This is a genomic window from Providencia rustigianii (assembly GCF_900637755.1).
Taxonomy (GTDB): Bacteria; Pseudomonadota; Gammaproteobacteria; order Enterobacterales; family Enterobacteriaceae; genus Providencia; species Providencia rustigianii.
The window spans coordinates 2,748,722-2,772,430 of the sequence record NZ_LR134396.1 but is presented as its reverse complement, the minus strand read 5'-3'; the positions used below and the strand labels follow the sequence as shown (position 1 = coordinate 2,772,430).

At 40.6% G+C, this 23,709-nt stretch carries 23 protein-coding genes and 1 riboswitch; of the genes, 15 read left to right on the top strand and 8 right to left on the bottom strand.

The features are described from left to right. Positions 1–245 precede the first annotated feature (245 nt). Both EL244_RS12765 and EL244_RS12760 read right to left on the bottom strand, forming a co-directional pair. Complete coding sequence (locus EL244_RS12765) at positions 246–887, bottom strand: NAD(P)-dependent oxidoreductase (RefSeq protein WP_006815054.1); 642 nt, start codon at positions 885–887, stop codon at positions 246–248. 88 nt (positions 888–975) lie between these two features. Continuing rightward, positions 976–1,611 (bottom strand): TetR/AcrR family transcriptional regulator, encoded by a 636-nt coding sequence (locus EL244_RS12760; RefSeq protein WP_126461341.1) that lies wholly within the window; start codon positions 1,609–1,611, stop codon positions 976–978. A gap of 106 nt (positions 1,612–1,717) precedes the next feature. Between EL244_RS12760 and EL244_RS12755 the strand changes: the two genes are divergently transcribed. After that, positions 1,718–2,410 (top strand): DAPG hydrolase family protein, encoded by a 693-nt coding sequence (locus tag EL244_RS12755; protein WP_126461338.1) that lies wholly within the window; start codon positions 1,718–1,720, stop codon positions 2,408–2,410. 48 nt (positions 2,411–2,458) lie between these two features. On the opposite strand, the gene EL244_RS12750 is transcribed toward EL244_RS12755, so the two are convergent. After that, positions 2,459–3,436 carry an FUSC family protein gene (locus EL244_RS12750; protein ID WP_126461335.1) on the bottom strand — a complete coding sequence of 326 codons (978 nt, stop codon included), beginning with the start codon at positions 3,434–3,436 and terminating at the stop codon, positions 2,459–2,461. A gap of 226 nt (positions 3,437–3,662) precedes the next feature. Here EL244_RS12750 and EL244_RS12745 point away from each other — a divergent pair, with 226 nt between their 5' ends. Next, complete coding sequence (locus tag EL244_RS12745) at positions 3,663–4,283, top strand: malonate decarboxylase holo-ACP synthase (protein WP_126461332.1); 621 nt, start codon at positions 3,663–3,665, stop codon at positions 4,281–4,283. A gap of 147 nt (positions 4,284–4,430) precedes the next feature. Here EL244_RS12745 and EL244_RS12740 read toward each other — a convergent pair whose 3' ends face one another. Further along, a complete protein-coding gene (locus EL244_RS12740; RefSeq protein WP_126461329.1) occupies positions 4,431–5,060 on the bottom strand; it encodes a glutathione S-transferase family protein in 630 nt (209 codons plus the stop codon). Between the two features lie 440 nt (positions 5,061–5,500). Between EL244_RS12740 and EL244_RS12735 the strand changes: the two genes are divergently transcribed. From EL244_RS12735 to tehB, 5 genes are all read left to right on the top strand, one after another. Then, entirely contained in the window at positions 5,501–6,058 is a 558-nt protein-coding gene (locus EL244_RS12735; protein WP_039855155.1) for a cytochrome b, read from the top strand. Between the two features lie 13 nt (positions 6,059–6,071). Further along, positions 6,072–6,650, top strand: a complete 579-nt coding sequence (locus EL244_RS12730; protein ID WP_039855154.1) for a YceI family protein — start codon at positions 6,072–6,074, stop codon at positions 6,648–6,650. A 241-nt stretch (positions 6,651–6,891) separates the two neighbouring features. Continuing rightward, on the top strand, positions 6,892–7,665 hold the full coding sequence (locus EL244_RS12725; RefSeq protein WP_126461326.1) for a topoisomerase IV: 774 nt from the start codon (positions 6,892–6,894) through the stop codon (positions 7,663–7,665). A 179-nt stretch (positions 7,666–7,844) separates the two neighbouring features. Beyond that, the gene (locus EL244_RS12720; protein WP_039855150.1) at positions 7,845–8,924 is read left to right on the top strand and encodes a linear amide C-N hydrolase; all 1,080 of its coding nucleotides are present in this window, start codon (positions 7,845–7,847) and stop codon (positions 8,922–8,924) included. A gap of 112 nt (positions 8,925–9,036) precedes the next feature. Continuing rightward, the gene (tehB, locus tag EL244_RS12715; RefSeq protein ID WP_006815043.1) at positions 9,037–9,924 is read left to right on the top strand and encodes an SAM-dependent methyltransferase TehB; all 888 of its coding nucleotides are present in this window, start codon (positions 9,037–9,039) and stop codon (positions 9,922–9,924) included. 43 nt (positions 9,925–9,967) lie between these two features. On the opposite strand, the gene clcA is transcribed toward tehB, so the two are convergent. Continuing rightward, the gene (clcA, locus tag EL244_RS12710) at positions 9,968–11,356 is read right to left on the bottom strand and encodes a H(+)/Cl(-) exchange transporter ClcA (protein ID WP_126461323.1); all 1,389 of its coding nucleotides are present in this window, start codon (positions 11,354–11,356) and stop codon (positions 9,968–9,970) included. Between the two features lie 257 nt (positions 11,357–11,613). Here clcA and hcp point away from each other — a divergent pair, with 257 nt between their 5' ends. The 3 genes from hcp to EL244_RS12695 all read left to right on the top strand — a co-directional run bounded on the left by hcp (position 11,614) and on the right by EL244_RS12695 (position 15,938). Next, entirely contained in the window at positions 11,614–13,266 is a 1,653-nt protein-coding gene (hcp, locus tag EL244_RS12705) for a hydroxylamine reductase (protein ID WP_006815041.1), read from the top strand. A 46-nt stretch (positions 13,267–13,312) separates the two neighbouring features. After that, positions 13,313–14,317: an NADH oxidoreductase gene (gene hcr / locus EL244_RS12700; protein WP_126461320.1), complete on the top strand. Its 1,005-nt coding sequence runs from the start codon at positions 13,313–13,315 to the stop codon at positions 14,315–14,317. 303 nt (positions 14,318–14,620) lie between these two features. Further along, positions 14,621–14,793, top strand: a riboswitch (M-box (ykoK) riboswitch). Between the two features lie 128 nt (positions 14,794–14,921). Then, entirely contained in the window at positions 14,922–15,938 is a 1,017-nt protein-coding gene (locus tag EL244_RS12695) for a magnesium transporter (protein WP_223844831.1), read from the top strand. 31 nt (positions 15,939–15,969) lie between these two features. On the opposite strand, the gene EL244_RS12690 is transcribed toward EL244_RS12695, so the two are convergent. Beyond that, a complete protein-coding gene (locus EL244_RS12690) occupies positions 15,970–16,497 on the bottom strand; it encodes a SprT family zinc-dependent metalloprotease (protein WP_006815038.1) in 528 nt (175 codons plus the stop codon). A 104-nt stretch (positions 16,498–16,601) separates the two neighbouring features. Here EL244_RS12690 and EL244_RS12685 point away from each other — a divergent pair, with 104 nt between their 5' ends. From EL244_RS12685 to EL244_RS12675, 3 genes are read left to right on the top strand one after another with little or no spacing between them, the layout of a single operon-like run. Further along, positions 16,602–16,943, top strand: a complete 342-nt coding sequence (locus tag EL244_RS12685) for an ArsR/SmtB family transcription factor (protein WP_006815037.1) — start codon at positions 16,602–16,604, stop codon at positions 16,941–16,943. After that, entirely contained in the window at positions 16,933–17,370 is a 438-nt protein-coding gene (locus EL244_RS12680; RefSeq protein ID WP_126461317.1) for a YeeE/YedE family protein, read from the top strand. The genes EL244_RS12685 and EL244_RS12680 overlap by 11 nt, the downstream gene beginning before the upstream one ends. A gap of 5 nt (positions 17,371–17,375) precedes the next feature. Further along, positions 17,376–17,792 carry a DUF6691 family protein gene (locus EL244_RS12675; protein ID WP_006815035.1) on the top strand — a complete coding sequence of 139 codons (417 nt, stop codon included), beginning with the start codon at positions 17,376–17,378 and terminating at the stop codon, positions 17,790–17,792. Positions 17,793–17,951: 159 nt separating this feature from the next. On the opposite strand, the gene metK is transcribed toward EL244_RS12675, so the two are convergent. Further along, a complete protein-coding gene (gene metK / locus EL244_RS12670; RefSeq protein WP_006815033.1) occupies positions 17,952–19,103 on the bottom strand; it encodes a methionine adenosyltransferase in 1,152 nt (383 codons plus the stop codon). A 675-nt stretch (positions 19,104–19,778) separates the two neighbouring features. On the opposite strand from metK, the gene speA reads away from it, so the two are divergent. Further along, positions 19,779–21,683: a biosynthetic arginine decarboxylase gene (gene speA, locus EL244_RS12665; RefSeq protein ID WP_006815031.1), complete on the top strand. Its 1,905-nt coding sequence runs from the start codon at positions 19,779–19,781 to the stop codon at positions 21,681–21,683. 13 nt (positions 21,684–21,696) lie between these two features. Beyond that, positions 21,697–22,617, top strand: a complete 921-nt coding sequence (gene speB / locus EL244_RS12660) for an agmatinase (protein WP_006815030.1) — start codon at positions 21,697–21,699, stop codon at positions 22,615–22,617. A 55-nt stretch (positions 22,618–22,672) separates the two neighbouring features. Here the strand turns inward: speB and EL244_RS12655 are convergent, their stop codons facing one another. Then, positions 22,673–23,554 (bottom strand): alpha/beta fold hydrolase, encoded by an 882-nt coding sequence (locus EL244_RS12655; protein WP_126461314.1) that lies wholly within the window; start codon positions 23,552–23,554, stop codon positions 22,673–22,675. Positions 23,555–23,709: the final 155 nt, after the last annotated feature.

The window sequence follows — 23,709 nt, the reverse complement described above, 5'->3', positions numbered from 1 at the left end:
TAATTAATAACATGAGAGTCTCATTATTAATCGATATAAGACTAATCCGGATATTTAAAAAAATTAACTTTATATTGATAAAAGATAATTAATGGAAAGAGTTAGTGGTAAATATAGTCATTTAGGGATTATTTTTAAGTAAATGTTCTTATTATTTTTAGATGACTTTAATTTTATATGATTAAATTAATAATCATATAAGTAAAAATCACTCTCTTTGGGATTGTCATAAAAATAAAGCGGCGCTAGTAGGCCGCAGTAAATTGCTGACGAATAAATTGAGGATGCTCGACTTCATCTAAAATGGCGACAGATAAATCCTGTACAGATATCTTTGCAGGTGTATTTCCATTCATAAGTAATTGATTGTTACCGAGCCGAAAAGTTTCAGTTCTTTCTCCTGGCTCAAGAATTGCTGCGGGAGAAACAAATGTCCAATCGAGAGAGTTAATTGATTGTAGAACTAATTTAAATTCTTTCACAGCTTGAGCGCCTGGACGAATCTTATCTGGAAATTCAGGAGAATCTAATAGTAATACGCCGGGTGAAATTTCAAGACTACCAGCACCCCCTACTACGATAAATCGTTGTACAAGGGATTTTTGTACAGCATGTAAAATTGCTTGGTTGCCAGCTATAGTGTCTTGATACAAATTAGGATTATCCCAGCCACCATTAAAAGCACTGATCACCACATCCTGACCTTTTAGTCGTGATGTTAGCCAAGAAGTATCCATAATATCACCAGACTCGGTGATCAAATGGGCATGCTGAGGAAGTTGGTTACTGTGCCGAGAAATTGCGGTGACTTGGTGGTGACGCATTAATGCTTCTGAGACGAGTGCCTTACCAACAAAGCCCGTTGCACCAATGATAGATATTTTCATTATTAGCTCCAATTAACTTTCTGTGATCTATCCAAATTTTTCATTCTTTTGAAAGTATAGAGCACGAAAGTCTATTAGGTGATTTTATCTACATCACTGAACGGCAGAGAATAATAATCTGTTGGATCCTATTTTTTAGTTCGGTTGATATCCCTGCGGGTGCCAATCCGAGAGAAATTTGCCTCAATGGTTCTGCAATTGCCATAGATAAAATTAAGTCACTCATAACGACATAGTCATTTTGCTTTATTATTTTTTGCTCCCAATGGAAAGTTAGCCAATCTGCTAATAATCGACGACTTCTTTCAATTCCACTTTTTTGATATTTTTCGAGCAGGATCTTTTTTTGTTTAAAATCAGTCTGGAGTATTCGATATAAGCCAACTGCCTCTTCAGAAAGTACCGTGTTAGCGATCGTTTCTAAATTGACCTGCAATAATTCGAAAAAAGTATCAGTAGAGTGAGCTTTTGAGTCAAATAAAGGCACAAAGCTATCTGTCCAGCTGAGTACAACCTGCTCAATCAGATCGTCACGGTTATCGACAAAACGATAGATTGTTTTTTTCGCGACGCCAGCTCGCTTTGCAACATTATCAATGGTCGTTAGTTGGTAGCCATCCTGAATGAGTGATTCGCTAGTTGCCTGAATCATTTTCATTTTTAGAATATCCTCAGAAATACTAGGGCGTCCTCTAGCGGGCTTGATGTATTCACTCTTTGACATAAATGGCGATCCTTAATGTTGTTCTCTTGACATAAAAGGATTTTACCCTGAAATTAATTGGGAAACAAATTTAGTTTCCTAATTAATATTATTCAGGACGATGACTATGACAACACATAAAATTTGGGCCGTTGATGATGTCAATGAGCTATTGCTTTCAAAGCCTCTACGTATGGAGATGGGAATTGAACGTGATGAAAATGGATTATTAACCGTCGCAGTACGAACGGATTTGCATGGTTGCAAAGGGCGAATGTTGGAGTGGTGGTTTACTTTTTTTGAAACGACTCAGCATATTCGTTGGTGGCATCCTCATGATCATGTTGCTCACCATGGTTGGGATGAGCATTGGAAAAAAGGGGAGCGTTTTATCGGTGCTTCAATTCATGCGGTTGAGTCTTTAGGTTCGATTCCTCCTGTTGCAGCTAAGCTCAAGTTTAGAGAAGCTTCAGACTTTTTCGATAAACAATTATTCGCTCAAGCGATTGAGAATAAAACTATTTCAGGTACAGTCTGTGCTTCAATCGGCTTTGGTGACCATGTGCTAATGGATGAGCAGGGATATCCTATAGATGGGAAAATGGTGCATTTAACCAGAGATACTGATTTTGGATGTGTACTTCGTAGTCGATTTGTTCTAGGTGCGTCTCTTAGTGACCCACGTACTGAGTTATCTGACGAGATTGGTTTAGAGTTAATGCGCCATTGCTATAACGAATTTACCTATTTATCACGCTTTCTTCCTTCATTGTATTATGGTGAGCATGCGAATGGGGAAAAAGCCCCTTTACCGTGGTAATCAATGGATAATAAAAATGAAATTAGCCCTATGGCGCGAATTATAGTGCTAATTTTGTTTTGCTTTTTCTCGAAATAATTTCAACACAATACTGGTAATAATTGCGATAGCTCCACCCAGTGCGGTTTCTAATACTCGATCAAACAATAGGGTGTAGGCGGGATGTCGCCAATAAACAACTTGCTCTAGAACCGATAATATCAAGCTAGTGACAACGAATGTCATAAAGGTGTAGCCATGGTGGAAGCTCATTGGCAGCAAAAAAGCAAAAACAAGGATAGCAACTAGCCCGATATAAGGCATCAATGGGGTATTGAACAGTAAAAAGAGGAATAACACAGAAATTAAACTACCCGCAACTCTTTGTAAGGTTATCTTCACAATACTCTGTGATTTAGGGTGGAGTACGAAGACAAAAGTCAGCAATGTCCAATAAAAGTGCCCGAGATCGATCATTCTTGGGATTGCCAACGTGAGTAGTAAGCCAATCGCATATGTCATTGAGCGAGGAATAATATTCTTTCGAAGCGTGACTAAATTCTTTTCAACAAGTAACGGCGTAATAATTGAATGGCGCGTCATTTTTTGGCTAAGTGCTGAATAGACCAGTAGGGTGACACCACTACCAATTAAAAATCCAAGAGTCAGGCTTTTCGAAATTGCGGGAAGTATTGTACCAATGGTGGACATGATAATCATGAATTTCATGGTTAAATCCATCATCGGATCTGTCCCGTATAACTGATAATAGATAAATGAAAAAACGGCTAAGTAAATATAAAATTCAGTGCCTAAGCGTAAAGTATCTCCAATCAAAATAGCGACTAAGATCATGGCGAGACAGCAGGCAGTATAGAAGTAATTTTTATATTCTTTCGCTGCACTGAATAGGTTGAATGAGTATAGCGTCGAAAAGGCTGCCCACATGGCGGCTTGAACATCAATGAGGGCCAATGCGGCCAAGGCACTGAGAATTAGGCAACTACTGAATATAATGCCGTCATGAATAGCGGGGATTTTCTTCATAATATGACGCTCATAAAATGTAATCTAACTCATTCATTACTAAGAGTTTTGAATGATATCATATGACAGTATGAATATACATTTAGCATCGATTTTAGTTATTGATAGAGTGAAATACAAGGCAGAATAACTATGGCTTGAGATTGGCGCTGTATTTATCTGAGATAAAAAATGCATAATACCTACAGCGTAAAAGCAATATGTTGTCATGTGAAAGGAAGAATAAATGCAAATAATTAATCCCCATGATTTTGTTTGGGTGGGTAGCAATAGCGATGTGCCTGTGGAATCACTGCCTGAGTGGGTTCGATCCCAGTGGAATCATAAGCTTCCTCTGACCGTATACCGCGACAAAGCCGAAGACAATAAATTGACGGTTGCCATTCGTGGGATCAAACCTCACCAACGCGTAACGACCCAGATTAATAAATCCGCAATAACTCATATTATGAATGTGGAATCATTGGTGACGAATTCGATTGAACTACAGCGGTCAATGTTTATTGCACTTCCTCCGATTCAAGTTCTATTACTGATTTCGCAACATAATTGGCCATGGAAATGGGGCGTAACAGGGAGTTGTGCATATACATTAGCTACCGATATTCAAAGTATGTTGGCTGATGGCGATCTCGATGTGGTGATCCGCTGTCCAACTCGCCAACAAAAAGAAGACTTTGCACAGTTTGCCATTAAAGCTAATACACCCTATTGCCCAATTGACATCTATGTAGAAACGCCAAAAGGTGGTTTTTCATTGGCGGAGTGGTTTAAAAATGATCTTGTGACATTGCACACGCCAACAGGGAATGTACTGACAGCAGACCCATGGGATGAAAACTTATAGCAGTACGGTTTCAAAATAGGCGCTCATAGCACATTTTGAAACCAAATTGATTAAAACGTAATTTTGATGCTCGTACAGATGTTTTTTTAGTAATCAAAATAGACATTAAATAGGGTTAGCTCTAGCCCTAACCCTATTTATTCTGATTTAGTGCTCAATCTGAGGTTCTTGGGAGGCTGACTTTTGCCATTCTTGCATTGCGGGTAAAGCGAGAATATTGTCAACCCACTGTTTAGCTTGAGTATTAACTGGAAGTTGATAGCTATGAATTCGGGAAGCTACGGGGACGAAAAATGCGTCTACGGTCGTAAATTCTTTGCCAGCCAGCCATGGACCACCAAATCTATCAAATCCTTCTTGCCATAATTGTTGGAGTCGATTGAGATTGGCTTGTAACTCATGGGAAATTTCAGGTAATGCTTCACATCTTGTGATATTCATCGGGCATTGTTGGCGTAATGCAGTAAATCCAGAATGCATTTCTGCGCTAGCACAACGTGCCCATGCCCTTGCTTGTTTTTCTTTTGGCCATACTTGAGGAAAATCCTCTGCGACATATTCACAGATGGCTAATGAATCCCATATGGTTAGATTGCCATCAATTAAGCAAGGTACTTGACCACTAGGGGAGAAACGCTGAAATTTTTCGTGGCTACTTTTTCCATTTTCAAAGTAACAGAGATTTTCTTCAAAAGGGATTTGCAATATTTTCAATAAAATCCAAGGACGAAGAGACCATGACGAATAATTTTTGTTGGCTATCCAGAGTGTATACATACATTAACCTTTAAGTAGGTGGAGGAGTGGCAAGAGTTAGATTATCAATTAAAATTTGATATGAAAGATTTTTGAGGAATTTATTTTATAAAATATTGGCTAGTCTTTTTAAGATAAATAAACTATGTTTATAAATATTCTGTATATCATATAAAAAATTAGAATAAGCATTGAATTTAAGCTAATCCACTTATTTTAAATTCTTGTTTATTTTGATTTATTTACATAAAAATAAATATCTTTATATAATTCGATTAAAATTAAACCTTTTCTTATTGTTTAAGTATCTAGAGGATATATTTGTATTTATGATGATACTATTTGAATATCTTCAACAAAATATTTGTTTAACTTTAGGGTAGGAATAAAATTAATTTCACCTTATGATTATTACAGCCTGGTTATCTAGGTTATTAATTTAAAACTATATGGCTTTTAATATGCAATGGAAAAATAGTACCACACGTTACGGGCATATATCATTGCTCATTCATTGGTTAGTTGCAATTGTCGTTTATGGAATGTTCGCATTAGGCCTTTGGATGGTAAGCTTAGGCTACTATGATGTCTGGTATCATCAGGCCCCAGAAATACATAAAAGCATAGGAATGTTATTGTTTTTTATTATGCTTTTTCGCGTGGTTTGGCGATTTATTTCACCACCACCAAAACCATTACCAAGTTATAGCAAATTAACCAAAGTAGCTTCTATCTCTGCACAAATTCTGATTTACATTATTTTGTTCAGTATTTTAATTAGTGGTTATTTGATTTCAACTGCAGATGGACAACCAATTAGTGTATTTGGTTGGTTTAATGTTCCAGCCTTATTTACTGGTGCTGCAACTCAAGCTGACAGTGCGGGTGAAATTCATCTTTATTTAGCTTGGGCTGTTGTTTTGTTATCCGTTTTACATGCATTTGCTGCACTAAAACACCATTTTTATGATGGCGATATTACTTTAAAAAGAATGCTGGGTTTTAACCCCGATAAATAACGTGGAGAGAGTTATGTTAAAGAAATCTATTTTAGGTCTTGCATCTGGTGCTTTATTATTAACTGCTGGCTCTGCTTTTGCAGAAAATTATACATTCGATAAACAAGGCCAACATGCGTTTATTGAATTTCGTATTCAACATCTAGGTTATAGCTGGTTATACGGTAGTTTTAAAGATTTTGATGGTAATTTTACCTATGATGCAAAAGACCCTGCTAAAGATAAGGTTGAAGTCACCATTAAAACAGGCAGTATCGATACTAACCATGCAGAACGTGATAAACACTTACGTAGCCCAGATTTCTTAAATGCAGCAAAATTCCCAGAAGCAAAATTTGTTTCTACCGCAGTTAAGAAAGAAGGTGATAAATACCTAATCACAGGTGATTTCACGTTAAACGGTGTAACAAAACCAATTACTTTAGATGCAAAATTAACAGGCGAAGGTAAGGATCCTTGGGGAGGCTACCGTGCTGGTTTCGAAGCTAAAGGAAATATTAAGCTGAAAGAGTTTAATATTAAATCTGATTTAGGTCCTAAATCCCAAGAAGTTGAATTAATGCTATCTGTTGAAGGTGTACAAGCTAAGTAATCTTTATTTTACTAGAACCTCAATGCTGATTCAGGTATTGAGGTTTTTTTGTTCAATTTATTTCACTAAATTCTCGCCATTTTAACCTTATTCCTATAGCGCTAGAACCCCACTCGACGATAGAATAATTGTGCAGAACGCATTGTTTATATTATGCCATTCCCTCAAACAGGCAAAATAGACTAAGATTATTTATACTTGAATTTCAGTATTTGTTTTATCGTTAAAAGGCAGGGTCATTTTGAATACAAACAGTCCACGTAAAACCGCATTGGTGATTAGCATCATTTTTATTGGCTTTGCCCTTGGTTTCTATTGGTTAAGCAAAGACAACAATGTGCTATCAACGGAAAGCAATAGTGCGATTCATTCTGAAGCGATTGCTCAAGTTGAGAAGGAACTGCCGATCCTTGTGACGATTAAGAAAATAAGCCCAGTGACCTATCAAAATTTTGAAAGCTTAATGTCACAATATGACCCCGCTAATGAAGAATTACGTCGTCAGTTATTAGATTTGATTATTAGCCAATCGATGAAGTTAGTGGTTGAGCGTATGCCTTATGCTTCTGATGAGACTGTGGTTAATTTTACGGCAAAAGTAAATGACAACTTGAAAGCCTTGTTAGCTGAAGATCCAACAGGAAAAGTCTGTTTCAACGCGTTGTTCCCTCAATTAAGGGACTCAGCTGATATTATTCCGCCACAAAAAAGTCAAAATGTACTACTAAAACAAATCAGTGCTATTAATGCATTGTTAATTTCGGGAGAAGCAGGTGTTAAGCAGCCAGTACTTTCTAAGGCTGAATATCAACAGATACTCTCCGACTTAAGAACGCATTTAGTGACAAAATATGGTAATGACGTTAGCATATTGACAAACTTAGAAGCGGGTGAAAAATCACCTGCCACGGTATGCCAGATATCGATTAGTCTATATGATGAAGCGCTTGGGATACCTGATAACGCTAAAAAAGCTGCCTTATTGCGCACTTGGTTCTCTTCTGCAAATAATTAGCGATTAATTGCCGTATTATGCGAATTGAGGGGATTAGCAGGTTTTGTTAATCCTCATTGCGTTTTATTTCATGGTCTACACACACATAACAAACCGAACATCTTATACTGAATATAAGGCTCGGTTGTTCATTCATGTCGTTTAGCTACGCTATCAATTCCACACCTTTTGGAGGCAAGATGCGATTTGTGAAGAAAAGCATTGTCACACTGTTAACTATCGCTGCTATTTATGTTCCTACCATGGTTTCTCAGGCTTGTACCCGTGTTGTTTATCTCGGTGAAAATAATCAAATTATGACCGGCAGAACGATGGATTGGAAATATGATATTGGCACTAACTTATGGATTTTCCCTCGCGGGATGGATAGAGACGGTGTAGCTGGCGCTAACTCCCTCAAATGGAAATCTAAATATGGTAGTGTGATTGCATCTGGCTACGATATTTCAACGACTGATGGTATCAATGAAAAAGGTTTAGTGGCGAATTTATTATGGCTTGCTGAATCCAAATACCCAGAGCTGGATGATAAGCAGCCTGCTATTTCGCTCTCATTATGGGCGCAATATATGTTGGATAATTATGCCAGTGTTGCTGAGGCTGTGACTGCATTAGAACAACATCCATTTATTGTCGCGACAGATAATGTACCCGGCCAAAACCGTTTAGCGGCATTGCATTTATCCCTTTCTGACCCGAGTGGTGATAGCGCAATAGTTGAATATATTGATGGCAAACAAGTTATCCACCACAGCCGTAAATACCAAGTGATGACCAATTCGCCAGCCTATGAAAAGCAGTTAGCAATGCAAGAATATTGGCAAGGAATTGGTGGCACGGTCATGTTACCGGGGACTAACCGCTCAGCAGATCGATTTGCGCGGGCACAATTTTATGTGAATGCCATTCCCCAAAGTACGACACCGAATAAAGCGGTCGCCAGTGTTTTTGGTGTAATCCGTAATGTCTCTGTCCCTTATGGTCTGACATCTGAAGAATCTCCTGAAATTTCCTCTACCCGTTGGCGTACATTAGTTGACCATAAACGTCAGCTCTATTTCTTTGAATCAGCACTAACACCAAATGTTTTCTGGACAGATTTAAAGAAAATAGATTTTTCTAGTGAAACAGGAAAAGTGAAAAAACTTGATTTAGGTGAAGAGCAAAGCCACATCTATTCTGGGGATGCAACAGCCCAGTATGTTGATTCAAAACCTTTTGAGTTTCTAGGGCTTAGCGCCAAACAACTCGGTTATTAATCTTTCTTATTGAGCCTCCCGTTAGCCGGGAGGTTGATTAATATCAATCACTCTGTAACCAATTCATGAAAGCTTTGCACTCTGAGTAAGTAAGTTATAAGATGCATTTAAAATGCAACTTAATGGTGACTGTATGACTGAATTAGTGTGCTATAAAACAATGCCAGTATGGGACAAAGCTTCTGTTCCATTGATGTTCCAAGACCGCCACAACACCAAAGAAGATACTTTTGCACAATTGAATGTACTTGAAGGTTCGTTAGATTTTATTATTTTTGGCGATGATGGTAGCGAACAAAAGTTTACTTTTGATACTGAAAATCAACCACCGGTGATTGAACCTCAAGTTTGGCATCGTATTGCAGGTTGCAGCGATGACATGCGCTGTCAGTTGTCATTTTTATGCCGTCCAGAACTGGCGTTCTATAAAAAATATGACCTCAGTATGCCGCACTCTGAAGTGCGTTACCTCTGTGAAAATAATCTCGCAAAACCCTGTAAAACATTAGATCTAGGTTCTGGTCGTGGGCGCAATAGTTTTTATCTTGCTCAGCAAGGTTATGACGTTACTGCGGTGGATATTAATCAGAATCATATTCAAGCCATTGAGACAGTGAAAAAAGATTCAGGTATTGAAAATATTCATACTGCGCTCTATGACATCAATAGCCACCAGATTCAAGGTGACTATGATTTGATCATTTCTACCGTTGTATTGATGTTCTTACAGCGAGAAAAAATTAGCGATATCATCACTGATATGCAAGCACATACGTTAAGCGGTGGGATTAATGTCGTGGTTTGTGCGGTAGAAACACCAGATGCCCCATTAGATATGGTGCCATTCAAGTGCTTCTTGAAGCCAGATGAGTTGAAGCAGTATTACCATGATTGGGAAATTCTTAAATACAATGAAAATCCGGGACATTTACATAGAACGGACGCCCAAGGTAATCGAATCAAACTCAACTTTGCGACATTGATTGCTAAGAAGAAATAGATAAGTTTTGATTAATGGGTTGCAAAAGCAACCCATTTTTTTGCTATTGACTTGTGTTTTCAGCCTGCTTCTGGCTGCGCTCTAGGGACTTTTCTAATAATACGGAATACAGCGGTCTTCCCCCTAAGAGCTGTGCCACTATTGTCGCGCCAATACAGGTTATAATCATCGGTAGGATTAATTGGTAATTATCCGTCATCTCAAGGACTAGGACGATCCCGGTCAGTGGTGCACGAACTGTAGCGGCAAATAACGCTCCCATTCCTGCAATCGCAAAGGTTCCAATTTCAATTTGGTATTGTGGAAATAGTTCAAGAACCCCATAACCATAAATTCCACCAAATAGCGTGCCTAATGCCAGTAATGGCGAGAAGATCCCCCCCGGTGCACCAGAACTAAAACTGATGGTGGTGGTTAAAAAACGCAGGGCAAAAAATACCATTAACATGGTGATTGTGAAGCTATTCGCCATCATCTGATGAATAACGGAATAACCGCCACCGACAATTTCTGGCGCGAATACACCAATGGCTCCACAACTACCACCAATCAACCCTCCCATCAGAACAAAGCGAGAAACTTTGTTTTGATAGAACGCGAGAAATAAGCTTTGTAGGTAAAGTAAAAAACGGTTAAAGCCGATCCCGACCACACCAAATAGCATCCCTAAAATTAAATAGAGCCAAAGTGTATCCATTGGGGCTGATGAAAACTGCCCAATATTTAATACTACGCCTTCCCCATTGATTAAGCGAAATACAATGGTGGCAGTAACGGCGCCAATAAATACCGCTTTGATAGAAATTAAGCTGTATTTAAATTGGGGGCGCATCTCTTCGATGATAAATAAAATTCCGGCGAGAGGGGCGTTAAAGGCTGTCGAGAGACCCGCAGCTGCACCTGTCGCCAGTAAGGTATGGCGAGATTCATTATCTTTAAGGCGAAAGATATCGTAAAACATTTGGCTAATATTTGCCCCAAGCTGTACGGTTGGACCTTCGCGCCCAAGCACCATTCCAGAGCCTAATGTGCCTAATCCGCCAATAAATTTCACTGGGATCACTCGCCACCAGCGTACAGGGCGTAAATCCTGTAAAGCACCTTCAATTTCAGGTATCCCGGAACCCCCTGCTTCAGGGGAAAAGCGTTTTACTAAGTAATACCCCATCATGGCTAACAGTGCAGAAACCACAAACATGGCGGCAATAATTAACCATTTATTGGTGACATACTGGTTAACGGAAGAGATCCGCAGACTGCTCACCCATTCGGTACCAAGCATAAACAACGAGCCAATCAACCCGACGACAGCTCCGATAATGGCCGCTAAGAAAAGAACTTTAACAGGGGTTTTATCAGACTCTTTCAGCTTGCGAAGAAGCTGGAAGTGACGGTGATTATTGGATTGATGATTGGAATTATCTTGGGTCATCGTTTTTCGATTCTCTTTAAGTGATTTTATAACAATAACTTATCTAGACAGTATATCAATACTGCATTGAAACCCTAGTTAAAATTTGTGCTGAGTAGGTAGATATAGCTATTTTACAATATTGAATAATTCTTATTTATAGTGAAAGTTAATGTAGATCAACAAACCATCAGATAGCGATTTAAGATGCTTTTCTATTCCTATAAAAGGGGTAATCTTAATGTTGTATATGAAATGCAACTTAAAGAGGTTTTCCCATGTATTGTGTGCAATGTGAACAAACAATAAAAACTCCAGCAGCTAATGGCTGCGCATACGCGCAAGGTATGTGCGGTAAAACAGCTGAAACATCAGACTTACAAGATTTATTAGTTGCGGTGCTACAAAGCTTATCAGCAAGTGCCGTAGTTGCTCGTGAATTAGGTATTATTGACCATGATGTTGATAGTTTTGCCCCGCGCGCTTTCTTCTCTACATTAACTAACGTTAACTTCGATTCAGAACGCATTATTGGTTATGCCCGTGAAGCCATTTACCTGCGTGATAAATTAGTTAAACATTGCCTATCTGTGAATAGTGCAGTGGCATTTAATCACCCACTGATCAATCTTCAGCTAGAAGGGAAAGATATCCCTACGCTGCAAAAACAAGCAGAAAAATTTGCGTTAAATATTGATAAAGCTGAAATTGGCGAAGATATTCACGGCTTACGCATGCTGTGCCTGTATGGCTTAAAAGGTGCAGCGGCCTATATGGAACATGCCCATGTTCTTGGTCAGTATGACAATGATGTTTATGGCCAATACCATGAAATCATGGCGTGGCTAGGTACATTACCCGCTGATATGAATGAGCTGCTCGACAATGCGATGGCCATTGGCTTAATGAATTTTAAGATCATGGAAATCCTTGATGCGGGTGAAACAGGCGAGTTTGGTCATCCTGTTCCTACTGAAGTGAACGTTCGCCCAGTTGCGGGCAAATGTATCCTAATTTCAGGTCATGATTTACAAGATTTAAAAATGTTGTTAGAGCAGACCGAAGGTACAGGCATCAATATCTATACCCATGGTGAAATGCTGCCAGCACATGGTTACCCAGAATTGAAAAAATATGCACATTTAGTGGGTAACTACGGTAGTGGCTGGCAAAACCAGCAAGTAGAATTCGCTAAATTCCCTGGGCCTGTTTTAATGACCTCTAACTGTATCATTGACCCAGATGTTGGCGAGTATAAAGCTAGAATTTGGACTCGAAGCATTGTTGGCTGGCCGGGTGTTAAACACTTAGAAGAAGATGATTTCTCTGAGATGATTGCTCAAGCACAGGAAATGTCCGGTTTCCCATACACTGAAATTGAACACAAAATCACGGTTGGTTTTGGTCGCCAAACTTTATTAGGTGCAGCGGATGCCGTGATTGATTTAGTGGCACAGAAAAAATTGCGCCATGTTTTCTTAGTCGGGGGTTGTGATGGTAGCCGTGGCGAACGCAGTTACTACACTGATTTCGCGCGTAGTGTGCCAGAAGATTGCCTGATCCTGACTTTAGCTTGCGGTAAATACCGTTTCAATAAATTGGACTTCGGTACTTTAGAAGGTTTACCACGCTTATTGGATGTAGGTCAGTGTAACGATGCTTACTCTGCCATTATGTTAGCCGTGAATTTATCTGAGAAATTAGGCTGTGGCATTAATGATTTACCATTGAGTTTGATCCTTTCTTGGTTCGAACAAAAAGCGATTGTGATCTTGCTAACGTTGTTGGCTTTGGGTGTCAAAAATATTTACACCGGACCAACTGCGCCAGGTTTCTTAACTGAGAACTTATTAAATGTTCTGAATGAGAAATTTGGTATGCGCAGTATCACGACTGTTGAACAAGATTTGGCAGAAATCTTACCTGCTTAATGATAAGGACAGGGGGAGTACTTTCCCCCTAGAAAGGAGTAAAGCCATGACGATGCCAACGAGCTTGTGCCCAAACAGAATGCAAATCCATTCTATCGTACAAGAAACCTCGGATGTTTGGACAATCAACCTCATCAACCACGATTTTTATTCTTATTCTCCGGGGCAGTATGCATTGGTGAGTATTAAAAATAGTGATGAAGTGATGCGAGCCTATACCTTGTCTTCTTCACCAGGACAAAGCCGTTTTATTTCTATTACCGTGAGACGGTTGGAAGATGGAACGGGTTCAAGTTGGTTAACCCAAGAGGTTAAACCGGGGGACTATTTGTGGCTGTCTGAGGCGCAAGGGGAGTTCACCTGTGCCAATGTAAAAAGTAGCCAGTATCTGATGCTTGCCGCAGGTTGCGGAGTGACACCGATTATGTCGATGACTCGCTGGTTGATGGCAAACCGCCCCGAAACCCATGTCAAAGTGTTGTTTAATGTTCGTGATAACAAGCAAGTGATTTTTGCTGAGGAATGGCAGCAGCTAGCCCAACGTTATCCGCAACGTCTACAACTGTGCATTATGGCAGAAACGCCAGATAATGGTGGAGTGGCTCAAGGGCGTCTTAGCAAAGAAAAATTGCAAGAATTAGTTCCAGATGTGGCTTCTCGGGTTGTTATGACCTGTGGTCCGATACCGTACATGAAGAATATTCAACAGTTTGCAACTGAGCTGGGTGTACCTTCAGATCATTTCTTTATGGAGCGTTTCTCGGTCGGCGGGGATGAGGCGGTGAGTGAAGATGTTCTCACCCTGAAAATTCGTCATCGTTTGGTGAATTTTAGTGTCCCAGTAGGAACCTCGTTATTGTCCGCATTAGAGCAAAACAAGCAGCCCGTTATTGCTGCTTGCCGTGCAGGAGTTTGTGGGAGTTGTAAAACCAAAGTACTTTCTGGGAACTATACGACGTCTAGCACCATGACACTAACGGCTGAAGAAATTGCTTCAGGATATGTATTGGCATGCAGTTGCCAGTTACAAGGCGATACTGAAATCGCGTAATAACTAATTATTTTTTTAAAGCTGCCTTATTTTTAAATAAATAAGGCAGCTTTTTTTATTCATAAAAAATAAATTGTTTTTTTAAATATTTATTTTTATTTAATTAGTTACTTTGGTGACTAATATTTCAAGCATCATGATTAATATAATTTTCTATTAAAGTTACAATTGGTTACACGGAGAATTTTTAATATACATTAACTTAAACAAAGCCTAAACGAGCTGGAGGCTATTAAAAAAACAAAGTATTTAGAGGGTGGCAATTAATTAGCCAGTGGGTATAATTCGCGCCGCATCCAAAGTGCAGTAACTCGTTAGGCGAGGCTCCTATACAAACATAGGTTACTGATCTGACGACGTCTAGAGACGCCCAAGATCAGGACAGGATATATCGACCGAAGGTATATCCCCATGTAACTTCCTGATTTATTCAGGATACGTTGTATAGTGCTAAAACCGAGACGAAGAGATAGCGAACGCATTCTCTCATCTGGTTTCGCCCCTATGTGAGTACTGTTTGAGTAACCAACAGTAACTAGGGACCAAAAAAATGACATTATCTACCCAGAACAAAGCGGGTACTGTAGCTATTGCTCAGTCCGCAATGAAAAACGCACGTCAAAAATCACCTCAAACACAACCGACTAAAATTGATGATTCAACTGTTCAAGCTTATATGAGTCAATCATATTTGCCGGTTTCAGTTGCGGATTCTGTGGCATGTGTGAAGAAAAGTCTTATTGAACATCTCGATGGTGAACAAATTCCAACGTATTTATTTGTGGTTGATAGCGACAATTATTTAAATGGAATTCTGTCCGTTAAATCATTACTTTCAGCAGCTGAAGATTTATTAGTGTCGGATATTATGCGACACAATTATTTTTCTGTTTCCCCAGAGCAATCTCGCCATGATGTTTATGATTTAATTAATCATAGCGGCTTGGATATGATCCCTGTGGTGCAATTTGGCAAATTAATGGGTGTTTTACGTCCACAAGATATTGCTGAACTGATTGAAGATGAAAATACCCTCGATGCTCAACTGCAAGGGGCAACAACACCGCTTGAAGAACCGTATTTAGAGACCAGCCCAGTGACTTTATGGCGCAAGCGCGTGGTATGGTTATTGATGTTGTTTGTCGCAGAAGCGTATACGGGAACAGTTTTAAAAGCATTTGAAGAACAATTGGAAGCGGCGATTGCTCTGGCATTCTTCATTCCATTACTCATCGGAACCGGCGGAAACAGCGGAACTCAGATTACCTCAACTCTTGTGAGAGCAATGGCGCTGGGGGAAGTGAGCTTACGTAATATCGGTGCGGTACTGAAAAAAGAAGTGTCTACATCATTTTTAGTGGCTATCACCATTGGTGGTGCGGCCTTGATCCGAGCTTGGATCTTGGGCGTTGGCTATGAAGTTACCATTGTCGTGAGCTTGACGATTGTGGCGATTACCGTGTGGAGTGCGATTGTTTCTTCAATTATTCCGATGGTATTACAAAAATTAAAAGTGGATCCTGCGGTGGTTTCTGCACCTTTTATTGCCACTTTCATTGATGGTACTGGACTGATTATTTACTTTGAAATCGCTAAATTAGTGATGACGGAGTTCGCTTAAGTTCAGCCCCATATTCTGATACGGCAGGGAATTAACTCTCTGCCGTTGACGTAATTTCCCGCCTTAAAATTTCCCCACACCGACGACATAAATACTGATTTTCCCCTCTTTGTACTTTATTGTGGCGCCTTATAGTCAACTCATGAGTGACATTACAGCCACATAAATAAGTGAATGTTTGGCTTTTGACACTCGCCACTGCAAAGTTATGGGTACGTTTGGCTGGCACCTCCAGCACATGCTGCATCATCCATTTCCATTCGTTGCCATGGGGCGCAATCCCTTTGCGGCCAAAAACCTGATAAACCAGCAAATGAGCAAGTTCATGAGGGATCACTTCATCCACAAAATCATCGGGATTCTCAATTAACAATGTGGGATTAACGCGAATTTCCCAATCTTTTAGGTAGGCGCTACCCGCGGTGGTTCCCCGCTGTTTATAGTTGATGGTTGGCTCTGGAAATGATTGTTCCAGTTTTTGTTCTGCTAAAGCCAGCTTTTCTCTAAGGGTTTTCATCACCCGTTGCTGTAGCAAAATAGGGACGCGAATGGTTTTCATAAGCTAAAGAATACGCGATGACAGGTAATTCAAACAAGCAATAATTGACATATAATATATCAAAATATATATTGTTTTTAAATATAATAATACTAGAAGTGAATATGATGAAGGAACCAACTTCAGAACAACTGCTTTTAGCAATGACCCAAGCGGCAACGCAGACGGCGTCATTATTAAAAACATTGGGGAATCCAGATCGGTTGTTATTACTGTGCCAGTTGACTCAAGGAGAAGCCTGTGTGAGTGATTTAGAAATTTCACTTGGCATCCAGCAGCCAACGCTATCACAACAATTAACAGTATTGCGTAATGAAGGGTTAGTCGTCACTCGTCGAGAAGGTAAACGAATTTACTATTCTATCGCTGATGAGAAATTATTCATTTTGCTCAATACGTTGTATCAGCTCTATTGTCCTATAAAGGGGAAGTCAGATGACAATTGATTGGGCGAATTTCACGCCATGGTCAGCGGCAATTGGCGGTGTATTGATTGGATTAGCAGCAGCAATATTGCTTATTTTCAATGGTCGCATTGCCGGAATTAGTGGAATATTGGCGGGTATTCTCAAACCGGCAAAAGGGGATACGGCATGGAAGGTGGCATTTATCCTCGGAATTATGGTATCTCCACTATTGTTCACTTTGTTCGTTTATACCCCTGAAGTGGTTATTACAACAGGAACGCCGTTACTGATTGTGGCGGGATTACTTGTTGGTTTCGGTACTCGATTGGGAGGGGGATGTACCAGTGGTCATGGGATCTGTGGAATGGCACGATTTTCCCGTCGTTCTATTGTCGCAGTGGTGATTTTTATGCTGGTAGCATTTGTCACTGTAGCCGTGATCAACCATTTTGGTTTAAGGGGATAACCACGATGCCTATTATTATTGCGTTGTTATCGGGTCTCTTATTTGGATTTGGTTTGCTCCTTGCAGGTATGGGAAATCCGGCGAAAATTCTCGCCTTTTTAGATGTAACCGGTAACTGGGATCCATCCTTATTGGTGACCATGGCTGTGGCGATGGTGATTAGCGGTATTGCTTACCAGTGTGTTAAGAAGCGCCCAGCGAGCTTACTAAACTGCCCATTACAGATCCCAACCAGCAAAGTCATCACCAATAAATTAGTGATTGGCAGTGTGCTGTTTGGTCTTGGTTGGGGATTAGCGGGTATTTGTCCAGGGCCTGCAATTTTATTGACAGGAATGGGTTTAACTCAAGGAATCCTGTTTACCTTGGCGATGATAGCAGGGATGGCAATTTTCCAGTTATTACCCCGTTCTGAAAAGTAATCACTTTCGATGAGTCAATTAATAAACTTATTCTGCCCAAAAAATGAGGCGAATGTAACTATTAATTAATTCATTGGGGATGGGATAAACTCAAGGTATAAAAAAACCCATCGGTAAGATGGGTTTTTATTCGATGAAGCGAGATCACGTCATTGAGTATTACAGACCTGCAGCTTCGCGCAGTTGTGCCGCTTTGTCGGTTTTTTCCCAAGGGAATTGTGGGCGACCAAAGTGACCGTAAGATGCAGTTTGCTGATAAATTGGGTGTAATAAATCCAGCATTTGAATCAGGCCATAAGGGCGTAAATCAAAGAATTCGCGGACTAATTTCACTAATAAGTCTTCAGAAACTTTACCTGTGCCAAAAGTTTCAACCATGATAGAGGTTGGCTCCGCAACACCGATAGCATAAGAAACTTGGATTTCACAACGGTCAGCCAGACCCGCAGCAACAATATTTTTTGCTACATAACGTGCCGCATAAGCTGCTGAACGGTCAACTTTTGATGGATCTTTACCAGAGAATGCCCCACCACCATGACGAGCCATGCCGCCGTAGGTATCAACGATAATTTTACGACCTGTTAAACCACAGTCACCCATTGGTCCACCGATAACAAAACGACCCGTTGGGTTGATAAAGTATTTAGTTGCTGGAGATAACCACTCAACAGGCAGAACCGGCTTGATGATCTCTTCCATAACTGCTTCGTGTAACTCTTTCTGATGAATATCTTCAGAATGCTGAGTTGACAGGACAACGGCATCGATACCCACGATTTTGTTGTCATCATACTGGAAAGTCACTTGGCTTTTTGCATCTGGGCGTAGCCATGGCAGCATGCCATTTTTACGGACTTCAGCCTGACGTTGCACTAAACGGTGAGCATAAGTCACCGGTGCTGGCATTAATACGTCAGTTTCGTTAGTTGCATAACCGAACATCAGGCCTTGGTCGCCGGCACCTTGTTCATAAGGATCTGCACGGTCAACGCCTTGGTTAATGTCAGGGGATTGTTTACCAATTGCGCTCAATACGGCACAAGAGTTGGCATCAAAGCCCATGTCTGAACTGGTATAGCCGATTTCACGCACGGTTTTACGTGTGATTTCTTCAATATCGACCCATGCACTGGTCGTTATTTCGCCGCCAACCATCACCATGCCTGTTTTAACATACGTTTCGCAGGCTACGCGTGCTTTTGGGTCTTGCTCAAGAATAGCATCAAGAACCGCATCAGAGATTTGGTCTGCAATTTTATCCGGATGCCCTTCTGATACGGACTCAGAAGTAAAGAGGTGTGTAGACATGAGATTAATACCTTAAGAATTCGAAGAACATTTATAATTGGATGTTTTAACATCTAGACGGCTATTCTAGACTTTTCATTAGAGAATTTCTACCAATTTTTAAGCTTAAAATGATAAGGGTATAATCCTTTAATTCAGTTCGTTTTATTATAAAAATAGCATTTTGGATAATTTGCTTTTGCATTTTAGGGCTATTCGGGGTATAAACTGCGACCGTAACGGATGGTCGTTGTTTCCCGTTATATACCAGCAGGTCAAACAAGCATCTGCTATCTATCAGGAATGTTTTAACCGATTGAATTTTAATACACGATTAAAATTTTAAGGGAAAAACAGTTATATTGGGGGTTAATGGGCAATGATCCATAATCTGCTGAATAACAGTACCCAACCGTCATATGCGGATCGCCGCGTGACATTGGCATTTACTTTCCTGTCATTGTTTACTTCATCGCGAAGTTACCGTCATCTCTATAATAGATCTTTAATACTTAGTCAGTAATCTGCTAAGTCGAAGGATTTATATTGTCACCGTTTAGAAGATCTAAGCACTTTTAATTTACAATCTGAGTATCGCTGTTTCCCTGACATTACTGCCCAGTTGCATCATGCCTTTGGTTGGTGCCTGTCTGGAAGGAAAACGCATCACTCACCCCTCCATATTAGGAGTTTATTATGAATGATAATATCGCCCGCAAAGTACGCCAAACTTACAATATCGCGTATTGGGGAGGTGGTTACTATCAGGTGAATGAGCGCGGAAATGTCTGTGTTTGCCCGAATCCTGAAAATCCAGATACCGTCGTCGATCTCGCCGAATTGGTCTATCAAGTTAAAGAAGAGCAAGAGCATTTGCGCTTGCCGGCATTGTTCTGTTTTCCTCAAATTTTGCAACATCGCTTGCGGTCAATTAACGCGGCATTTAAACGTGCGCGTGAGTCATACGGTTATAAAGGGGATTATTTCCTCGTTTATCCTATTAAGGTTAACCAGCAGCGTCGGGTTATTGAATCTTTAGTGAATTCCGGTGAACCGCTGGGACTTGAGGCTGGCTCTAAAGCGGAATTAATGGCGGTTTTAGCCAATGCGGGTCGTACACGAACCGTGATTGTTTGTAATGGCTATAAAGACCGCGAATATATTCGTTTAGCACTTATCGGCGAAAAATTGGGTCACAAGGTTTACCTTGTTATCGAAAAAATGTCCGAAATTGAGATGGTACTAAAAGAAGCTGAACGTTTGAATGTGACCCCTCGCTTAGGGGTTCGTGCTCGTTTAGCATCTCAAGGCTCAGGTAAATGGCAGGCAAGCGGCGGTGAAAAATCTAAGTTTGGATTGGCTGCAACCCAAGTTCTGCAATTAGTGGAAATTTTACGTAATGCAAATCGCCTAGACAGTTTGCAGTTACTGCATTTCCATTTAGGTTCCCAGATGGCGAATATCCGTGATATCGCCACAGGTGTTCGTGAAGCCGCGCGTTTTTATGTCGAGTTACATCAACTTGGTGTGAATATTGAATGCTTTGACGTGGGTGGCGGTTTAGGTGTGGACTATGAAGGTACTCGCTCTCAGTCAGATTGCTCCGTCAATTATGGGTTGAATGAGTATGCAAACAATGTGATTTGGGCCATTGGTGATGCGTGTGAAGAATTTGGATTACCACACCCAACTGTGATCACCGAGTCTGGTCGTGCATTAACGGCTCATCATACAGTGTTAGTCTCGAATGTTATCGGGGTTGAACGTAATGAATTCACCAAAACTTCACCACCAAGTGAAGATGCACCGCGTTCATTGATTTCTTTATGGGAAACATGGGAATCAATGCAGCATCAAGGCAATAGTCGTTCACTGCGTGAATGGTTGCATGATAGCCAGTTTGACTTGCAAGAAGCGCATACTCAGTACGCTCATGGTGTTCTTGACTTGACTCAGCGTGCATGGGCAGAAGAGCTATACTTAAATATCTGTCGTCGTATTCAGCAAGACTTAGACCCTAGCAACCGTGCTCATCGTCCAATTATTGATGAACTGCAAGAGCGCATGGCGGATAAATTCTATGTGAATTTCTCATTATTCCAGTCTTTACCTGATGCATGGGGGATTGACCAAGTCTTCCCCGTACTGCCAATTGAGGGCTTAGATAAGCCACTGGATAGACGTGCGGTACTTCTCGATATTACCTGTGACTCAGATGGTATTATTGATCATTATGTTGATGGTGATGGCGTGGAAACTACCATGCCAATGCCTGCATATGATCCAGAAAATCCTCCGATGATTGGCTTCTTTATGATTGGGGCATACCAAGAAATTTTAGGCAACATGCATAACTTATTTGGTGATACTGCCGCGGTTGATGTATGGATAGATAGCCAAGGTAATGCCCGTTACTTACAGAGTGAAGAGGGCGATTCGGTTGCAGATATGTTGCAATACGTGAAATTGGTCCCTGAGGTTCTGTTAGAGAGCTTTATCGAACAAGTCAAAGGCACTGGACTGAGTGAAGAGTTACAAAAAGATTTTGTAACTGAGTTCGAAAATGGGTTGTACGGCTACACTTACTTAGAAGATGAATGATTAAGGAACAGTGATGATTAATAGCACATTAGGAAATCAGGTTGATAACTCACTGGTTTCAAACGCATTTGGTTTTTTACGTTTTCCATTGAATTTTCAACCATACAGCTCTGATGCTGATTGGGTGATCACGGGTGTTCCATTTGATATGGCGACTTCAGGTCGTGCTGGTAGCCGTCATGGACCTGCGGCAATTCGCCAAGTTTCTACAAATCTGGCATGGGAAAGCCATCGCTGGCCGTGGGATTTCAAACTCAAAAATAAGTTAAATGTGGTTGATTGCGGTGATGTGGTTTTTGCTTTCGGTGATGCGCAAGATATGTGCGATAAGCTACAAGCCCACACGGAAAAACTTCTGGAATCCGGCAAGCGCTGCTTAACCTTTGGGGGCGATCACTTTGTTACGTTGCCGCTGCTGCGCGCTCACGCTAAACATTTCGGTAAAATGGCGCTTGTCCACTTTGATGCTCATACCGATACTTACGGTAATGGCAGCCTGTATGACCATGGAACTATGTTCTATCATGCACCTAAAGAAGGTTTGATTGACCCAAATCATTCAGTGCAAATTGGTATCCGTACGGAGCACGATACTGACAACGGTTTCACCGTATTAGATGCGGCTCAAGCGAACGATCGTGGTGTTGATGACATGGTTGCTCAAATCAAACAGATCGTTGGAGATATGCCTGTTTATCTGACATTTGATATTGACTGTCTGGATCCTGCATTTGCACCTGGAACAGGTACGCCAGTGATTGGTGGTTTAACGTCTGATAAAGCATTGAAGCTACTGCGCGGCATTAAATCTCTGAATATTGTTGGGATGGATGTGGTGGAAGTTGCACCTGCTTATGACCAGTCTGAAATCACTGCGCTCGCTGCGGCGACGATTGCATTGGAATTGTTGTATATCCAAGCTTCTAAAAAATAATCGTTAAATCGATATTAAAAATGGCGCCGCAATCTAATGATTAGGCGCCGTTTTTTTATGCTCTAATACTGTGTTGTTTTAGGTGAGCCAAGATAGAGTAAGCTTGAGTCCACAGCACTGCACCTCCTTCATTGGAAAACAGGAAATGCTCACTATCTGGGAAGCGTTGAGCCAATGTTTTACCAAAATCAGGGGAGTGAACCGCGCTGACATCTAATTCGCCATACCATAAGGCTACTGGGCAGCGGATGACTTCAGGCGTAAATTGCCATGGTTGTAAGGCGATGAGCAAATCTTGAACATAGCCAAGATTCCCTTGCACAAAAGCCCGCTCCATACACTCGCTATAAGCTTCTAGAAAATGTTCTTCACTGTAGATTTGTTGATCGATTTCAGCGCTACAATTGAGGATAAATGCCAGTAGCCATTGGGACGTCACATTTCGCATTAGCCAATCAGATAATGAATCAGGAGTCTTAATTGCTTGTTCCTGCATATTAATCACATCTTTTTTGAGTTGTTTTTTTATGGCTGGAAAATCAAACTGATCTTGTCCTGAAACTAATGATAAAGAAATGGGAGAACAATAGTAGGCTAATGCCATTGCAAATACGGCGCCCTGAGAAAAACCGATGACAGAAAAATCTTGAATATTTTGAGCAGTGAGTAGCTGCTGAATATCTTGGGCAAAACGGGATAAGGATTTAAATTCATCTTGTGTCGATTGACCCAAGCCCGCGCGCTCTGGGGTAATTAAGCGAATATTGAGTTCATCAAGACGGTCAATACCAAAACCAAGAATGCCGCTCATTCCTGCCCCTGTACAGAATACTACAGGAAAGCCCTGCTCAGGACCTGCTTCATACCAACACAGTGTGCGTCCATCGGACAATTTCATCGACATATGGCGCGTGTTGGTGATTTTATTGCTATACATTATGAATACCTGCAAGATAGTATTTTCTAGTGCGACATTTCGGTATTTATCGCAAAGTCATCAATGACTTTTATGATTATCTAATTTCAAATTGCGAATAATGAGCACGTAGGGAGCACAATTTGAGGAAGTATAAGACCTATAATAGGATTTTA

What these genes read in the sequence shown, in the direction of transcription:
- EL244_RS12765 (WP_006815054.1), bottom strand. Translation starts at nt 887, where the DNA reads ATGAAAATATCTATCATTGGTGCAACGGGCTTTGTTGGTAAGGCACTC.
- EL244_RS12760 (WP_126461341.1), bottom strand. Translation starts at nt 1,611, where the DNA reads ATGTCAAAGAGTGAATACATCAAGCCCGCTAGAGGACGCCCTAGTATT.
- EL244_RS12755 (WP_126461338.1), top strand. Translation starts at nt 1,718, where the DNA reads ATGACAACACATAAAATTTGGGCCGTTGATGATGTCAATGAGCTATTG.
- EL244_RS12750 (WP_126461335.1), bottom strand. Translation starts at nt 3,436, where the DNA reads ATGAAGAAAATCCCCGCTATTCATGACGGCATTATATTCAGTAGTTGC.
- EL244_RS12745 (WP_126461332.1), top strand. Translation starts at nt 3,663, where the DNA reads ATGCAAATAATTAATCCCCATGATTTTGTTTGGGTGGGTAGCAATAGC.
- EL244_RS12740 (WP_126461329.1), bottom strand. Translation starts at nt 5,060, where the DNA reads ATGTATACACTCTGGATAGCCAACAAAAATTATTCGTCATGGTCTCTT.
- EL244_RS12735 (WP_039855155.1), top strand. Translation starts at nt 5,501, where the DNA reads ATGCAATGGAAAAATAGTACCACACGTTACGGGCATATATCATTGCTC.
- EL244_RS12730 (WP_039855154.1), top strand. Translation starts at nt 6,072, where the DNA reads ATGTTAAAGAAATCTATTTTAGGTCTTGCATCTGGTGCTTTATTATTA.
- EL244_RS12720 (WP_039855150.1), top strand. Translation starts at nt 7,845, where the DNA reads ATGCGATTTGTGAAGAAAAGCATTGTCACACTGTTAACTATCGCTGCT.
- tehB (WP_006815043.1), top strand. Translation starts at nt 9,037, where the DNA reads ATGCAACTTAATGGTGACTGTATGACTGAATTAGTGTGCTATAAAACA.
- clcA (WP_126461323.1), bottom strand. Translation starts at nt 11,356, where the DNA reads ATGACCCAAGATAATTCCAATCATCAATCCAATAATCACCGTCACTTC.
- hcp (WP_006815041.1), top strand. Translation starts at nt 11,614, where the DNA reads ATGTATTGTGTGCAATGTGAACAAACAATAAAAACTCCAGCAGCTAAT.
- hcr (WP_126461320.1), top strand. Translation starts at nt 13,313, where the DNA reads ATGACGATGCCAACGAGCTTGTGCCCAAACAGAATGCAAATCCATTCT.
- EL244_RS12695 (WP_223844831.1), top strand. Translation starts at nt 14,922, where the DNA reads ATGAAAAACGCACGTCAAAAATCACCTCAAACACAACCGACTAAAATT.
- EL244_RS12690 (WP_006815038.1), bottom strand. Translation starts at nt 16,497, where the DNA reads ATGAAAACCATTCGCGTCCCTATTTTGCTACAGCAACGGGTGATGAAA.
- EL244_RS12685 (WP_006815037.1), top strand. Translation starts at nt 16,602, where the DNA reads ATGATGAAGGAACCAACTTCAGAACAACTGCTTTTAGCAATGACCCAA.
- EL244_RS12680 (WP_126461317.1), top strand. Translation starts at nt 16,933, where the DNA reads ATGACAATTGATTGGGCGAATTTCACGCCATGGTCAGCGGCAATTGGC.
- EL244_RS12675 (WP_006815035.1), top strand. Translation starts at nt 17,376, where the DNA reads ATGCCTATTATTATTGCGTTGTTATCGGGTCTCTTATTTGGATTTGGT.
- metK (WP_006815033.1), bottom strand. Translation starts at nt 19,103, where the DNA reads ATGTCTACACACCTCTTTACTTCTGAGTCCGTATCAGAAGGGCATCCG.
- speA (WP_006815031.1), top strand. Translation starts at nt 19,779, where the DNA reads ATGAATGATAATATCGCCCGCAAAGTACGCCAAACTTACAATATCGCG.
- speB (WP_006815030.1), top strand. Translation starts at nt 21,697, where the DNA reads ATGATTAATAGCACATTAGGAAATCAGGTTGATAACTCACTGGTTTCA.
- EL244_RS12655 (WP_126461314.1), bottom strand. Translation starts at nt 23,554, where the DNA reads ATGTATAGCAATAAAATCACCAACACGCGCCATATGTCGATGAAATTG.